This is a genomic window from Methylibium sp. Root1272 (assembly GCF_001425905.1).
Taxonomy (GTDB): Bacteria; Pseudomonadota; Gammaproteobacteria; order Burkholderiales; family Burkholderiaceae_C; genus Methylibium.
Genome location: NZ_LMDY01000013.1, coordinates 231,812 through 246,177 on the forward strand (window position 1 = coordinate 231,812; position 14,366 = coordinate 246,177).

A 14,366-nucleotide genomic window follows, 5' to 3' on the forward strand; every position below is an offset into this window, starting at 1 on the left:
TCAGGTCGGAGGAGGCAGGATTATCGAGGCTAGCCCGAACGATCGAAACCCGCCGGAGGCAACATCATCACCTCGCTTCGGCGTGGAACACGCCCGCGCCTCAGGCCGCGAGCGCGGCCTCGATGTCGCGCTTCAGGCTCTCGGGCTTGTCGGTCGGGGCATAGCGCCCGAGGACCCGGCCATCGCGCCCGACCAGGAACTTCGTGAAGTTCCACTTGATCGCCCGCGTACCGAGCAGGCCCTTGGCCTCGTCGGTCAGCCACCGGTAGAGCGGGTGGGCGCCGGCGCCGTTGACCTCGACCTTCGCCATCATCGGGAAGCTGACGCCGTAGTTCAGCTGGCAGAAGCTGGCGATCTCGTCGTTGCTGCCGGGATCCTGGCCGCCGAACTCGTTGCTCGGGAAGCCCAGCACCGCCAGCCCGCGCCCGCCGTAGTCCTGCCACAGCGACTGCAGGCCGGCGAACTGCGGCGTGAAGCCGCAGGCGCTGGCGGTGTTGACGATCAGCAGCACCTTGCCGCGGTAGTCGGCCAGCGAGACGGCCCGGCCATCGATGGCCCTGGCCTCGAAATCGTAGATCGTCGTGGTGGTCATGCAGGAATCCCCGGAAGCCTCGCGGCGGTGGCCCCACCGATGCTAGGCCCAGTCGCTGCGCGCCGACATGCGGCACTGCGCTCGGCGTGGGATTGACGCGCCCGCCAGCGCAGCGGAGCATGCGATCCATGCGCGAACCGCTCCGCCTCCCATGCCCCAACCCGTCGTGACCCCGCGGTACCGCGTGGCACTGGTGGGATTCAGTGCCTTCGAGCAGCAGGCGCTCGAAAGCTACTTCCGGCTGGCGGCGGGCCAGACGCCTGCCTTCGAGCCGGCCGCCTCGCTCGCCGACAGCGATTTCTGCGTGGTCGATGGCGACCGGCCGGCCGCCGTCGAGGAAGTGCGCGCCGCCGCCCGCATGGCTGCTGCCGTGTTCATCGGCCAGCAGGTGCCGGCCGGCGCGGTGATGCACCTGCACCGCCCGATCGACGCGCGACAGGTGGCGCGCGCACTCGAGACGCTGCTGCTCGCGCGCCAGGCGGTGGCCGACCCCTACGCGCCGAAGACGGCGGCCGCGCGCCCCGCCAGGCGCCCGCGCGCGGTGGACGAGACGCGCTTCGACATCGACGTGCTGGTGGTCGACGACATCGATATCGCGCGCCGTCTCCTGCAGGTGCAGCTGCAGAAACTGGGCTGCCGCGTCACGACGGCGGAGAGCGGCGCGGACGCGATCGAGCGTCTCCAGGCGTCGCACTTCCGCGTCGTCTTCAGCGACGTGGAGATGAAGGACATGGACGGCCTGGCGCTGTGCCAGCAGATCAAGCAGCGCCGCAAGGGGGCACCGACGGTGGTGCTGGTCAGCGCCCGGTCGACGCCCAGCGACCGCGTGCGCGCGACGATCGCCGGCGCCGACGGCTTCCTCGGCAAGCCGATCGACGCCGCCGAGCTGGTGACGGTGCTGCGCACCTGCAGCAACCGGCGGCGGCGCGCCCGCTAGACCGCCGGGCTAGCGCCCGCGCAGCTGCCGCATCAGCGCCACGCCGGTGCCACGGTTCACGAAGTGCGTGGTCGCCACGCGGTCCAGATCGACCTCGCCAGCCCGGTACAGCCCGGCGCGGACCATCTTGTCGTGGAAATCGCGGATGCGCTCCGGCTTCATCGCACCGATGCCCAGCGTCTGCGCATCGCCCGAGTCGACGACGCCCAGCTCCTTCATCAGGCCCACCGAGCGGGCGATAGTCTCGGCCCGCATGTCCGGGTTGTCGCGCAGGATCAGCGCGTCGCCCGCGCGGCGGTCGCCGTACAGGTAGGTGACCCAGCCGACGATCGACGCATCGACGAAGCGCCGCACCAGCTCGGGCTTGCGCGCCACCGTCTCGGCCGTGGTCTCGATCAGCGTCGAGTAGGTCGAGAAGCCGTGGTCGGCCAGCAGGAAGGTGAGCGGCCTGAAGCCGCCCTGCTTCTCGATCGAGACCGGCTCCTCGACCGCGTAGCCCTGCTGGATGCTCTGCGGGTTGGCAAGGAAGGGGCCGAGGTTGTAGGCATAGGGGCGCAGCTGCTCGTCGCGGAAGCCGTGCTCGCTCTTGAGCCAGGCCCACCACGTGAACTGCGCGTCCTTCGCGATCCAGGCCACCGGCGCCTTCTTCAGGTCGTCGAAGCCGCGCACGCCTTGGCCGGGGTGGGCGAACAGCGCCTGCGGATCCTTCTGGAACATCGCGGCCACCACCACGGTGGGCACGCCGTTCTTCACGTTGTCGAAGCTGTGCAGCAGGTTGCCGGTCATCAGGAAGTCGATCCGGCCGGCCGGCAGCAGCGGCCGGTTGTTGACCTGGGGACCGCCCGGGCGGATCTGCACGTCGAGACCGTACTTCGCGTAGGTGCCGTCGGCCAGTGCCTGGTAGAAGCCGCCGTGCGCAGCCTGCGCCTTCCAGTTGGTGGCGAACACCACCTTGTCGGCGGCCCGCACGGGTGCGGCGGTCGCGCACAGCGCCGCCAGCAACAGGGAGCGGCGTTTCATCGGAACGGACATTCGGCGGCGGATGGAGGTCGGCGGGGACCGCTATCGTGCCAGTACCGGGTGCGCCGCGCCGGCGCTCGTGTTTCCTCGACCCAGCGGCGTCGGGACGGGATCAGGAGCGGTTCAGGCGTCGCCGAGCCGGGCAACGCTGGCGGCCACGGCTTCGTGTAGCAGCGCAGCGTCGAGGCCGGCCAGCGGCCCGAGCGCCGTGCTGGCGCGGGCCAGCATGTCGTCGCCCTGGCCTTCGAGCGCCGCGTCGACGGCCGCTCCCAGCGCGAGCAGGCGCTGCACCGACAGCGGTTCGGTCAGCCACGGCGCCGCGAAGTCTTCGCCCTCCGGTGCGACCAGGCTGCGCAGTGCCATCGGCCGCAGCCGCACGCTGGCCGCCACGTCGCCGGCCAGGCCCCAGGCCTGGCACAGCGCGCCGCCCAGGGCGGCATGGTTCAGGCCGTAGGACAGGACCTCGGCCTCGAGCTGCACCAGCGGATTCGGGGTCGTCGCCACCAGGGCCTCGTAGCCCGGCGCGTCATGGCCCACCAGCGCCGCCTGGCCGCTTTCGGCGAACAGGCCCGCGGTGTGCGCGAGCCAGGGATCGATGTCGAGCGAGGGCGCTGCGCGCCCCATCGCCAGCCCCCGGCGGCCGGCGCGCGCCCACAGCGCGGTCAGCAGCGGGCTGGGCGGGAAGGCGCCGCGCAGGCCGATCTCGAAGGTCAGCGCCGCGACCTCGCGGGTGCCGAGGTAGCGGACCGCCTCGGGCACCGACTCGACCCGCCGCAGCAGGCCGAACAGCGCCGAATTGACGGTGCGGACGACGGCCGAGGCGAGCGCCATGTCGGTCTCGATCAGTCCGCCGATGGACTGCAGGTTCGCGTCTTCATCGTGCATCAGCAGCGACAGCTGCACCAGGATCTGCGGGCAGGCCGGCAGGTCGATGTCGAGGGCGCGCAGGGCGTTGTCGATGGCCATGTGCGCGATCCTAGGCGCAAGCACGAATCCAGTAAGCCTGCAGCAGCGCGCCTTTTGCAGTGCTTCTAGAGTGCACGCAACTTGTTCCGTGAAGGATTTGCACATGACCCGCCTGTTTGATCCGATCCGCCTCGGCGACATCGAGCTCCGCAACCGCATCGCGATGGCGCCGCTGACGCGCAACCGCGCCGTTGCCGGGCGCGTGCCGTCGCCGCTGGCCGTCGAGTACTACCGCCAGCGCGCCGACGCCGGCCTGATCGTCACCGAGGCCACGCAGATCTCGCCGCTGGGCCAGGGCTACCTCGACACGCCGGGGATCTACAGCCGCGAGCAGGTCGAGGGTTGGAAGGCGGTGACGCGCGCGGTGCATGAGCGCGGCGGCAAGATCGTGGTGCAGCTCTGGCATGTCGGACGGATCTCGCACGTCTCGCTGCTGCCCGAGGGCGAGGTGCCGGTCGCGCCGTCGGCGATCCCCGCCAAGAGCAAGACCTTCACCCGCAACGGTTTCGAGGACGTGTCGGCGCCGCGCGCGCTGGCGCTCGATGAACTGCCCGGCATCGTCGAGGAGTACCGCGTGGCGGCGCGCAACGCCATCGAGGCCGGCTTCGATGGCGTGGAGGTGCATGGCGCCAATGGCTATCTGCTCGAGCAATTCCTGCGCGACAGCACCAACCACCGCACCGACGCCTACGGCGGCTCGATCGAGAACCGCGCGCGCCTGCTGCTCGAGGTAATGCGCGCCGTGACCGCCGAGATCGGCGCCGGCCGCACCGGGCTGCGCCTGTCGCCGGTGACGCCCGCCAACGACGCCGCGCTCGATTCCGATCCGCAGGCGCTGTTCAACCATGTGGCCGAGCAGCTGGCGCCGCTGAAGCTGGCCTTCCTGCACGTGATCGAGGGCGCGACCGGCGGCCCGCGCGACGTGGCGCCGTTCGACTATGCCGCCTTGCGCGCCCGGGTGAAGGCCCCGTGGATCGTGAACAACGGCTACGACCGCGACATGGCGATCGAGGCGGTGGCTTCCGGCCAGGCCGACGTCGTGGCCTTCGGCCGGCCCTTCATCAGCAACCCCGACCTGGTGCAGCGGCTGCGCGTGGGCGCGCCGTTCGCGCCGCTCGACCGAGACACGCTGTACGGCGGAGGTGCCAAGGGCTACACCGACTACCCGGCGCTCCAGGCCGCGTGAGGCAGCACTCCGGGACGGCGGCGGCGGGCCGCTGCTCCGGAGGCCGACGAGGATCCCCGACCCAGCCCCCTGCGGCCGGGTCGGCCGCCTTGGGATATTCCACGCGTCGGGCGTGACTTAGGATCGGTGCACCTTGTCCACGTCGCAGCTCGCTCGATGCCGCCATGCCTGAACTGGGCGCCCTCATCCGCCAGCTGCAATCGCAATTCGTCCGCAGTGCCGAGCCGCACCGCGTGTTCGACGCCTTGCTGCCGGAGCTGCTTCGGCTCGGCGAGAGCGAGTACGGGTTCATCGCCGAGGTCTGGCGTCAGCCCGACGGCGCGCCCTACCTGAAGATCTTCACGCTGAGCAACATCGCCTGGGACACCGCCTCGCGCGAACGGGTCGAGCGCGAGCGCGTCGACGGCATGGAGTTCCATAACCTGAAGACGCTGTTCGGCGCGGCCCTGGTGACCGGCGCGCCCGTGATCGCCAACGACGCGCCGAACGATCCACGCCGCGGCGGTGGACTGCCGCACGGTCATCTGGCACTGAACACCTTCCTCGGCGTGCCGCTGCACTACGGCAGCGAACTGGTCGGCATGATCGGGCTCGCGAACCGGCAGCCGGGCTACGACGCGGCCTTGCTGGACACGCTCGATCCGCTGTTCCAGAGCATGGCCGGCATCATCGCGTCGGTGCAGCTCGACCGCCAGCGGCGCGCCGCCGAGTCCGCGTTGCGCGCCAGCGAAGAGCGCTGGCGGCACAGCTTCGAGATGGCCGGCGCCGGCATCGCCCAGACCGGCGCCGACGGCCGGCTGCTCGAGGTCAATGCACGCTTCTGCGAAATCGTGGGGCGCTCGCGCGAGGCGCTGTTCGTCGCCAGCTTCCGCGAGCTGACGCACCCCGATGACCTTGCCGACGACGAGGCGCTGCTGCGCCGCCTGGTGGCCGGGCAGGTGCTGCGCGAGAACCGCGAGAAGCGCTACCTGCGGCCCGATGGCACGGCCCTGTGGGCGCAGCTCACCGTCACGGCGGTGTTCGACGCGCAGGGGCGCTTCCAGCACACCGTCACCGTGGCGCTCGACATCGACCAGCGCCGCCGTGCCGAAGCCGCGCTGCGGGAGCGAGAGGCGCTGTTCACGAAGCTGGCCGATCGGGTGCCGGGCGTGCTGCTGCAGTTCAACGTCGACGTGCAGGGCGTCGCGCGGGTGCCGTATGCGAGCCGCGGCCTGCGCGATCTGTTCGAACTCGACCCCGACGGCGCCGTGCGCGACGACGCGCGGCTGATGATCGAACGCGTGGCCAAGGGCCAGCGCAAGCGGGTGTGGGAAACGCTCGAGCGTGCCGGCCAGCGGCTCGAATCCTGGGCGATCGAGTTCGAGGTCGATCTGCCGTCCCGGGGCCGACGCTCGGTCGAAGCTCAGGGCTCGCCCGAACGGCTGCCCGACGGCAGCACGACCTGGCACGGCTACATCAGCGACATCACCGATCGCAAGCAGGCCGACGCCGCGCTGATGAACGCCCAGGCGGCGGCGCGTGCGAACGAGGCCAAGACCGAGTTCCTGTCGCGCATGAGCCACGAGTTGCGCACACCGCTCAACGCGGTGCTCGGCTTCACGCAGTTGCTGCTGGGAGATCCTTCGGCGCCGCTGCAGGACAGCCAGCGGGGGCGCCTCGGCCACATCGAGCGCGCCGGCCAGCACCTGCTGGCAATGATCGGCGACGTGCTCGACCTGTCGCGGATCGAGACCGGCAGCCTGCCGCTGGCGCCGCAGGCGATCGATCTGGCCGCGCTGATCGACGAGTCCTTCGCGCTGGTGCTGCCGACGGCACGCGCCGGGGGCGTGGCGCTGGTGCAGCGCGCCGGCGGCGACCTGCACGTGCAGGCCGATCCGGTGCGGCTGCGCCAGGTGCTGGTCAACCTGCTGAGCAATGCAGTCAAGTACAACCGTTCGGGCGGCCAGGTGGTGGTGGAGACCGCGGGCGTCGACGAGCACGCCGTGCGCATCGCCGTGACCGACACGGGCGTGGGCCTGACGCCGGCGCAGCAACTGCACCTGTTCGAACCCTTCAACCGGCTCGGTGCGGAGCGCAGCAGCATCGAGGGCACCGGGCTGGGCCTGGCGATCACGCTGCGGCTGGTGGAGCTGATGGACGGTCGCATCAGCGTGCACAGCCAGCCCGGCAGCGGTTCGACCTTCAACGTCGAGTTGCGCCGGGCGCCCGCGCCGCCCGCCCGTCCGGCTGCCGCGGGCCAGGCGCTGCCGGACGCCGCCGCGCCGGCGTCCGGCAGTGCGCCGCACAGCGTGCTCTACGCCGAGGACAACCGGCTCAACATCGAACTGGTGCAGCAACTGCTGCTGCTGCGCAGCGGCTGCGAGCTGCGGGTCGCGTACACCGGGCGCGAGGCCATCGAGAGTGCGCGCCGTCAGCCGCCCGACCTGCTGCTGATCGACATGCACCTGGGCGACATGAGCGGAATCGAGGTGCTGGACGCCCTGCGCGACGACGAGGCGCTGGAACAGGTGCCCCGCATCGCGCTGTCGGCCGACGCGCAGCCGCAGGTCGTGCGCGCCGCGCTCGAACGCGGCTTCGACGAGTACCTCACCAAGCCGGTCGACGTGGCCGAACTGCTGCGCTGCCTCGATCGCCATCTGGCGACCCGGCGGCCTGCGCGCTGACCACGCCGGCCGGCGCAGCGATGCGCTGCGGCGTCTGCGTCGAGGGGATGGAAAAAGAAAGGGGGCGGGACGTGGTGGTCAGGGGCTCGCTCTCATCCACCCCGACCCGCCCGCCCCCTCTTGGACGTCAACCGGTCCGCAACCTTTGACGTGCCGGTGCTGCCGGCACCACGCCCCAGGGCAGCGTGAGCTGACCGGGCGCGTTGCGGGCAGACAGCACCGGCCCCCGACCGGGTCGCTCGGCGCTGGTGGCGATGTCACGCGATCCGCTGTAGGCAGCGGTTGCGGCAAGCTTGAAGCGCGGGGCGATCATGGCGGGGTGATGGTGTGTTTTGCTGTGAACGATCTCGGCTCAGCGAGCGCTGCGCCACTCACTGGGTGCGCAATCGCCGCCAGCCAGCACCGCGTGCAGCGGCCGGGCACCGCTGCCGGGGCCACCGGCACGCAGAGCGCGCGTCAATCCCAGCAGCCAGGCCGGCGCGTTGCCGTGGGTCTGGCGCTCGCGCGCCGCGAGGCGAAGGAGCGAGGACACCGCGCCGAACGCAACGCCGCGCGCCGGGCTGGGACGAAGCCTTGTTTTGATGCTCAGGGTCATGCCGGACTCCTCCTGCTGTATGGAGGTCGGCAACGCATCTAGCGTGCCAGCCGCGGTGCTGTGCGATGGACGGCCGCGGCCGTGCAAATCATCACGCGCCATCGCCGGCCCACCCAGCGCGGCGCTTCAACGCAGTTACACGGCCGACGCTTTTGGTCGATCGGTCGGCGCGGGTCGTCACTGCCGGCGCCGGCACGCCGCCGCACTCAGGCCACCGCCGCGCCCTGGTAGCCGCGCGGGATCGCGCCCAGCAGCCGCTGCGTGTAGGCCTCGCGCGGTGCGCCGAGCAGGGCCTCGACGGCGTTGCGCTCCACCACCTCACCGTCCTTCATCACCAGCACCTCGTCGGCCATGAAGCGCACCACCGCGAGATCGTGGCTGATGAAGACGTAAGCCAGGCCCAGTTCGTCCTGCAGGTCGCGCAGCAGGTTCAACACCTGGGCCTGCACCGACACATCGAGCGCCGACACCGCCTCGTCGAGCACCAGCACCTCGGGGTCCACGGTCAGGCAGCGCGCGATCGCGATGCGCTGGCGCTGGCCGCCGGAGAACTCGTGCGGGTACTTACCCCAGGCGCCGGCGTCGAGGCCGACCTTGGCGAGCAGCGCATGCGCCCGGGCCTCGCGCGCCGCGTCGTCGCGCTCGAGGCCGTGGATGGCCATCGGCTCGACCAGCGTCTGCCCGATCGTGAAGCGCGGGTTCAGCGAGGCATAGGGGTTCTGGAACACCACCTGCAGGCGCCGGCGCATCGGCAGCCATTCGGCCTTGCCGAGCTGCAGCAGTTCGTGCGTGCCGCCACCCTTCGCGCTGCGGAACACCGCCCGGCCGCCGGTCGGCCCGCCGCTCGCCTCGTGCAGGCGCAGCAACGCCAGGCCGGCGGTGGTCTTGCCCGACCCCGATTCGCCGACGATGCCCAGCGTGTGGCCGCGCCGCAGCTCGAAGCTCACTTCCTTGACGGCAGGAAAGGCCTTGCGGCCGAACAGGCCCGAGCGCAGCCAGAAGCTCTTGCTCAGCGCCTCGACCTGCAGCACGACCGGCGCGTCCGGGTCCTTCGCCACCGCGGTGCGGGCGCCTCCGGCGGCCGGGCCGGCCAGGTGGTCGTCGATCACCGCCAGGCGCGCCGGCGGCGCTGCCAGCGTCGGCCGGCAGGCCAGCAGCGCCTGCGTGTAGGGGTCCTCCGGCGCGGTAAACAGGCGCGCGACCGGGGCCTGCTCGCGCACCGTGCCCTGGCGCATCACCACCACGTGATCGGCGATCTCGCCGACCACGCCGAGGTCGTGGCTGATGAACAGCATGCTCATGCGATGCCGCTCCTTCAGCCCGGCCAGCAGCTCGAGGATCTGGCGCTGGATGGTGACGTCGAGCGCGGTGGTCGGCTCGTCGGCGATCAGCAGCCGGGGTTCGCAGGCGATCGCCATCGCGATCATCACGCGCTGCTGCTGGCCGCCCGACAGCTCGTGCGGATAGGCGTCGAGCCGGCGCTTCGGGTCGGGCAGGCCGACCTCGTTCAGCAGCGCCTCGGCGCGCGCCCGCGCGGCACGCCGGCCGAGCCCGAGGTGCAGCACCAGCGGCTCGACAAGCTGCTGGCCGACCGTGAACACCGGGTTCAGCGAGCTCATCGGGTCCTGGAATACGCAGGCGATCTCTCGGCCGCGCAGCGTGCGCAGTTCGGCCGGCCCGGCGCTGAGCAGTTCGCGGTCGCGGAAGCGGATGGAGCCGCGGCGCTCGGCGTTCTCGGGCAGCAGGTTCAGCACCGCCATCGCGGTGACGCTCTTGCCCGAGCCCGATTCGCCGACCAGCGCGACCGTGGTGTTCTCGGGGATCTGGAAGCTCACGCCCTGCTCGCCGCGACCGACCGCCTCGATGCGGCTGGCCGCCTCGCCGCGGCCGAGACGGAAGCTCACGCGCAGCTGGTCGATGCTCAGCAGGACACTCATTCGGCGCCTCGCAGCTTCGGGTCGAGCGCATCGCGCAGCGCATCGGTCAGCAGCGAGAACGCCGTGACGAACACCGCCATGAAGCCGGTCGCCGCTGCCAGCTGCCACCAGTGGCCGAGCAGCAGTTCGCCCTGCGCCTCGGCCAGCATCGTGCCCCAGCTGACCTGGTCGACGCTGACGCCCAGGCCCAGGTAGCTGAGGATCACCTCGGCCTTGATGAAGCCCACCACGTGGATCGACAGCTGCACCAGCACCACGTGGCTGACGTTGGGCAGGATGTGGCGGAACATGCGCGACGCGGTGGAGGCCCCGATCGCCTCGGCCGCGCGCACGTATTCGCGCACCGCGTGCTTCAGGAACTCGGCCCGTACCAGCCGGTAGATGCCGGTCCAGCCGGTCAGCCCGAGGATCAGCACCACCGAGGTCACGCCGCGGCCGGTGACCGCCGCGAAGGCGAACACCAGCAGGATGCCGGGGATGGACGTGAAGACGTTGTAGACCCACTCCAGCAGGTCGCCGACCTTGCCGCCGAAGAAACCGCCGAGCGCACCGAGCACGGTGCCGATCAGCGTGGCCAGCAGCGCCGCCGAGACCCCCACCAGAATGGAGACCTCGGCGCCCTTGATGGCCTTGGCCAGCACATTGCGGCCCAGGCGGTCGGCGCCGAACGGCAGCGTCTCGGCGCGCGGCGTCGCGACGCTGCTGAACTGCTTGGCGCGCTCGGCCCATTCGGCGTAGCGCGGTGCCAGCGGGTCGACGTCGGACAGGTCCAGCACCGGTCCGGTCGGCACCGCGATCGCCGTCTCGGCCACCTTCGGCGCCGCGCCCAGGAAGGAGGGCGGCGCATTGGGCACGCCGACCTCGGCCTGCCACGCCGTCGCGACCAGGCCCACCCCGGCCAGCAGCACCATCAGCAGGAAGGCCGCGACCACCGCCAGCGACACCATGCCGACGCGGTCGCCGCGCAGGCGACGCCAGGCCGCGGCCCACACCCCCTCGGAGCGTGCCACGCCGGAGGCAGCGACGGACAGCGCGTCGATCGGCAGTGCGCTCATTTCAGCACCACCCGCGGGTCGGCCAGCTTGTAGAGCACGTCGGTCGCCAGGTTGACCAGCATCGTGATGACGGCGATGTAGATCGTGACGGCCTGGATGACGGGATAGTCGCTGCGGTTCACCGCCAGCAGCACCTCGCGGCCCAGGCCGGGGATGGAGAAGAAGGTCTCGATCAGGAAGGAGCCGACGAAGATGCCCGGCAGCGCGACCGCGACGTTGGTCAGGATGGGGATCAGCGCGTTGCGGAGCACGTGCTTGAGCAGGATGCGCGTCTCGGTCAGGCCCTTCGCCCGCGCGGTGCGCACGTAGTCCTGGCCGATCTCGTCGAGGAAGAAGCTGCGGTAGAGCCGCGTCTGCGGCGAGATGCCGACCATCACCGCCAGCAGCACCGGCAGCGGCGCGTAGACCGCGAGGTTGGTCCACACGCTGTCGCTCCAGCCCTGGACCGGAAACCAGCCGAGCCGGAACGCGAACAGGTACTGGCCGACGATCACGTAGACCAGGAAGCTGATCGACAGCGCGATGGTGGTGACGACCATGATCGCGCGGTCGGTCAGCGAGCCGCGCACGTAGGCGACGGCCAGCGCGAACGGGATCGCCAGCAGCACGTCGAGCAGCAGGATCGGCGTCATCACCGTCAGCGTGGCCGGCAGACGGCTCGCGAACAGCGAGCTGACCGCCTCGTTGGTGGCCCAGCTCTTGCCCCAGTCGAAGGTGACGATCTGCTGCACGAAGATCCACAGCTGCTGCCACACCGGCTTGTTCAGGCCGAGCTGCTCGCGGATCGCGTCGACCTGCTCGGCGCTGGCGTTCAGGCCGCCGAGGATCTCGGCCGGGTCGCCCCCGAAGGTCTTGAACAGGAAGAACACCAGCAGCACGACCCCGACCAACGTCGGGATCATTTGCCACAGGCGCCGGATCAGGTAGGCCGCCATCGCCGAAGCACTCCAGGAAACGGATCGAAGCGGCCGCGCTGCGCGGTCCCGCCGACGGGTGTGTGCAGGCGCGAGTCTAGAGCCTGATCGCAGAACTCCACCGCTGCCGGGACAAGGCCGAGCGCGCGATAGCATGCAGCTCACGCCGACCGGAAGCCGCCCGCCCCGCCCCATGAGCCTCCCCCGACCCTTGCGTGCGCTGCTCCTCGCGGCGCTGACCTGCTGCGCGGCGGCCGGTGCCGCCGCGGCCGAGACCAAGGTCCTGCGCTACGCCTTCCCGGTGGCCGAGACCGGCTTCGATCCGGTGCAGGTGAGCGACCTCTACTCGCGCATCATCACCGCACACATCTTCGAGCCGCCGCTGGGTTACGACCATCTGGCGCGGCCGTTCAAGCTGCGGCCCTCGACCGCGGCAGCGATGCCCGAGGTGTCGGATGATTTCCGCAGCTTCACCTTCCGCATCAAGCCGGGCCTCTACTTCGCCGACGATCCGGCCTTCAAGGGCAAGCCGCGCGAGCTGACGGCGCAGGACTACGTCTACGCGGTCAAGCGCATCTTCGACCCCAAGCTCAAGAGCCCGGCCCAGCCCGGGCTCGAGGAAGAGAAGATCATCGGCCTTGCCGAGTTGCGCGAGGCGGCACTGAAGGGCCAGCCGTTCGACTACGACCGCGAGGTCGAGGGCCTGAAGGCGCTGGACCGCTACACCTTCCGCGTGCAGCTGCGCGAGCCGCGGCCGCGACATGTGTATGGCTGGGCGTCCGACGTGGTCGGCGCGGTGGCGCGCGAGGTGGTCGAGGCCTACGGCGACAAGATCATGGAGCACCCGGTCGGCACCGGGCCGTTCCGGCTCGCCGAATGGCGGCGCAGCTCGCGCATGGTGCTCGAACGCAACCCGCGCTTTCGCGAGGTGATCTACGACGCGCAGCCGAACGCCGACGACGCCGAGGGCCAGGCACTGCTGCAGCGCTTCAAGGGCCGGCGCCTGCCGATGGTCGACCGCGTCGAGATCGCCGTCATCGAGGAGTCGCAGCCGCGCTGGCTGGCTTTCCTGAACGGCGAGCAGGACGTGCTGGAACGGCTGCCCAACGAGTTCGTCGACCAGGCCGTGCCGGGCGGCGTGCTGGCGCCCAACCTGGCCAAGCGCGGCCTGCAGATGTTCCGCGTGCCCGGCGCCGATGTGACGCTGACCGTCTTCAACATGGAAGATCCGCTGGTCGGTGGCTACACGCCGGAGAAGGTGGCGCTGCGCCGCGCGATGGCGCTCGGCACCGACATCGGCCGCGAGATCCAGCTGGTGCGGCGCGGCCAGGCGATCCCGGCGCAATCGATCATGCCGCCGTTGACCAGCGGCTACCGCAGCGAGCTGCGTACCGAGATGAGCGCTTTCGACCTGCCGCGCGCGAAGGCGCTGCTCGAGCTCTACGGCTATGTCGACCGCAACGGCGACGGCTGGCGCGAACGGCCCGACGGCCAGCCGCTGGTTCTGGAGATGAAGACGCAGTCGGACCAGGCCTCGCGCCAGCTCGACGAGCTGTGGAAGAAGAACATGGACGCGCTGGGGCTGCGCGCCGTGCTGAAGACGGCGCAGTGGCCCGAGAACCTGAAGTCGGCGCGCTCGGGGCGCTTCATGCTGTGGCGCGTCGGCTCCAGCGCGGGCTCGCCCGACGGTCAGGGCTCGCTGGAGCGCGCCTATGGAGCATCGGTCGGCAAGGGCAATCTCGCGCGCTTTTCACTGCCGGCGTTCGACCGGGTCTACGAGCAGCTCAACGCACTGCCCGACGGGCCCGAGCGCCAGGCCCTGTTCGACCAGGCCACCAAGCTGCTGGTGGCGTACGCGCCCTACCGCGTGCACGTGCATCGCATCCTCACCGACCTCGCCTATCCGTGGGTCGTCGGTTACCGGCGCGCACCCTTCTGGCTCGACTGGTGGCAGTACGTCGACATCGATCCGGCCCAGCGTCCCGCCGCGCATTGACGGCGCGGCGCGTGACTTGTTCACGCGCACCCGGCTCAAGTCCTCGAAAGCGACTTTCGCTCCCCCTGAACCACGGGGGGCCTCACCCGCGAAGAGGGGGCTGTCGCCGAGCGCCCTGCCGGACAGACTCTCGTTCAACGACTACGCAACGGCGTCGGTCGACCCCACAGCGAGAGACACACCCAATGAACAAGGCCCTCCAGACTCTGATCGTCACGACTGCCCTGCTGATGACCGGCGCAGCCAGCGCAGGCACCGAGGCGATCCACGCCGGCGTCGCCACGCAGACGACCGCGGTCGAGGCCGCCCAGGCGCTGTCCGATCGCTCCACGGCGCAGGAGTCGGCCGACCTGGCCGCGCTGCCGGAGCCGGGCACCTACATGCAGCTGCTCGCGGCCTTCCTGGTGATGGGCTTCGTGGTCACCCGCCGTACCCGCCGCAACTGAACTCCGCTCGCATCCCGCAAAGGCCCGCTTCGGCGGGCCTTGTCGTTTGTCGGTGGCGC

General features: G+C 70.8%; 13 protein-coding genes. 5 read left to right on the forward strand and 8 right to left on the reverse strand.

The annotated features are described in order from the left end of the window. Positions 1-100: 100 nt before the first annotated feature. Positions 101-592 (reverse strand): glutathione peroxidase, encoded by a 492-nt coding sequence (locus ASC67_RS10140; protein ID WP_056319065.1) that lies wholly within the window; start codon positions 590-592, stop codon positions 101-103. 151 nt (positions 593-743) lie between these two features. Here ASC67_RS10140 and ASC67_RS10145 point away from each other — a divergent pair, with 151 nt between their 5' ends. After that, on the forward strand, positions 744-1,529 hold the full coding sequence (locus tag ASC67_RS10145) for a response regulator (protein WP_056319068.1): 786 nt from the start codon (positions 744-746) through the stop codon (positions 1,527-1,529). 9 nt (positions 1,530-1,538) lie between these two features. Here ASC67_RS10145 and ASC67_RS10150 read toward each other — a convergent pair whose 3' ends face one another. Then, complete coding sequence (locus ASC67_RS10150; RefSeq protein ID WP_310731980.1) at positions 1,539-2,549, reverse strand: ABC transporter substrate-binding protein; 1,011 nt, start codon at positions 2,547-2,549, stop codon at positions 1,539-1,541. Positions 2,550-2,672: 123 nt separating this feature from the next. After that, on the reverse strand, positions 2,673-3,515 hold the full coding sequence (locus tag ASC67_RS10155; protein ID WP_056319075.1) for an HDOD domain-containing protein: 843 nt from the start codon (positions 3,513-3,515) through the stop codon (positions 2,673-2,675). Between the two features lie 103 nt (positions 3,516-3,618). Between ASC67_RS10155 and ASC67_RS10160 the strand changes: the two genes are divergently transcribed. Then, positions 3,619-4,701, forward strand: coding sequence for an alkene reductase (locus ASC67_RS10160; protein ID WP_156466724.1), 1,083 nt, complete (start codon positions 3,619-3,621; stop codon positions 4,699-4,701). 164 nt (positions 4,702-4,865) lie between these two features. Beyond that, positions 4,866-7,364 (forward strand): ATP-binding protein, encoded by a 2,499-nt coding sequence (locus tag ASC67_RS10165; protein ID WP_056319083.1) that lies wholly within the window; start codon positions 4,866-4,868, stop codon positions 7,362-7,364. Between the two features lie 127 nt (positions 7,365-7,491). Here ASC67_RS10165 and ASC67_RS20575 read toward each other — a convergent pair whose 3' ends face one another. The 5 genes from ASC67_RS20575 to ASC67_RS10185 all read right to left on the reverse strand — a co-directional run bounded on the left by ASC67_RS20575 (position 7,492) and on the right by ASC67_RS10185 (position 11,886). After that, positions 7,492-7,677 carry a hypothetical protein gene (locus tag ASC67_RS20575; RefSeq protein WP_156466725.1) on the reverse strand — a complete coding sequence of 62 codons (186 nt, stop codon included), beginning with the start codon at positions 7,675-7,677 and terminating at the stop codon, positions 7,492-7,494. Positions 7,678-7,716: 39 nt separating this feature from the next. Then, positions 7,717-7,959 (reverse strand): hypothetical protein, encoded by a 243-nt coding sequence (locus ASC67_RS10170; RefSeq protein ID WP_056319087.1) that lies wholly within the window; start codon positions 7,957-7,959, stop codon positions 7,717-7,719. A gap of 206 nt (positions 7,960-8,165) precedes the next feature. After that, on the reverse strand, positions 8,166-9,896 hold the full coding sequence (locus ASC67_RS10175) for an ABC transporter ATP-binding protein (protein WP_056319091.1): 1,731 nt from the start codon (positions 9,894-9,896) through the stop codon (positions 8,166-8,168). Then, entirely contained in the window at positions 9,893-10,951 is a 1,059-nt protein-coding gene (locus ASC67_RS10180; RefSeq protein ID WP_056319094.1) for an ABC transporter permease, read from the reverse strand. The genes ASC67_RS10175 and ASC67_RS10180 overlap by 4 nt, the downstream gene beginning before the upstream one ends. Beyond that, the gene (locus tag ASC67_RS10185; protein ID WP_056319097.1) at positions 10,948-11,886 is read right to left on the reverse strand and encodes an ABC transporter permease; all 939 of its coding nucleotides are present in this window, start codon (positions 11,884-11,886) and stop codon (positions 10,948-10,950) included. The genes ASC67_RS10180 and ASC67_RS10185 overlap by 4 nt, the downstream gene beginning before the upstream one ends. 172 nt (positions 11,887-12,058) lie before the next feature. Between ASC67_RS10185 and ASC67_RS10190 the strand changes: the two genes are divergently transcribed. After that, complete coding sequence (locus ASC67_RS10190; RefSeq protein WP_056319101.1) at positions 12,059-13,861, forward strand: ABC transporter substrate-binding protein; 1,803 nt, start codon at positions 12,059-12,061, stop codon at positions 13,859-13,861. Between the two features lie 185 nt (positions 13,862-14,046). Next, entirely contained in the window at positions 14,047-14,307 is a 261-nt protein-coding gene (locus ASC67_RS10195; RefSeq protein WP_056319105.1) for a hypothetical protein, read from the forward strand. Positions 14,308-14,366 lie beyond the last annotated feature (59 nt).

Bases quoted from the DNA above. Each gene is read 5' to 3' on its own strand.
- ASC67_RS10175 (WP_056319091.1), bottom strand. From the start codon at position 9,896: ATGAGTGTCCTGCTGAGCATCGACCAGCTGCGCGTGAGCTTCCGTCTC.
- ASC67_RS10180 (WP_056319094.1), bottom strand. From the start codon at position 10,951: ATGAGCGCACTGCCGATCGACGCGCTGTCCGTCGCTGCCTCCGGCGTG.
- ASC67_RS10150 (WP_310731980.1), bottom strand. From the start codon at position 2,549: ATGAAACGCCGCTCCCTGTTGCTGGCGGCGCTGTGCGCGACCGCCGCA.
- ASC67_RS10155 (WP_056319075.1), bottom strand. From the start codon at position 3,515: ATGGCCATCGACAACGCCCTGCGCGCCCTCGACATCGACCTGCCGGCC.
- ASC67_RS10160 (WP_156466724.1), top strand. From the start codon at position 3,619: ATGACCCGCCTGTTTGATCCGATCCGCCTCGGCGACATCGAGCTCCGC.
- ASC67_RS20575 (WP_156466725.1), bottom strand. From the start codon at position 7,677: ATGATCGCCCCGCGCTTCAAGCTTGCCGCAACCGCTGCCTACAGCGGA.
- ASC67_RS10185 (WP_056319097.1), bottom strand. From the start codon at position 11,886: ATGGCGGCCTACCTGATCCGGCGCCTGTGGCAAATGATCCCGACGTTG.
- ASC67_RS10170 (WP_056319087.1), bottom strand. From the start codon at position 7,959: ATGACCCTGAGCATCAAAACAAGGCTTCGTCCCAGCCCGGCGCGCGGC.
- ASC67_RS10190 (WP_056319101.1), top strand. From the start codon at position 12,059: ATGAGCCTCCCCCGACCCTTGCGTGCGCTGCTCCTCGCGGCGCTGACC.
- ASC67_RS10140 (WP_056319065.1), bottom strand. From the start codon at position 592: ATGACCACCACGACGATCTACGATTTCGAGGCCAGGGCCATCGATGGC.
- ASC67_RS10165 (WP_056319083.1), top strand. From the start codon at position 4,866: ATGCCTGAACTGGGCGCCCTCATCCGCCAGCTGCAATCGCAATTCGTC.
- ASC67_RS10195 (WP_056319105.1), top strand. From the start codon at position 14,047: ATGAACAAGGCCCTCCAGACTCTGATCGTCACGACTGCCCTGCTGATG.
- ASC67_RS10145 (WP_056319068.1), top strand. From the start codon at position 744: ATGCCCCAACCCGTCGTGACCCCGCGGTACCGCGTGGCACTGGTGGGA.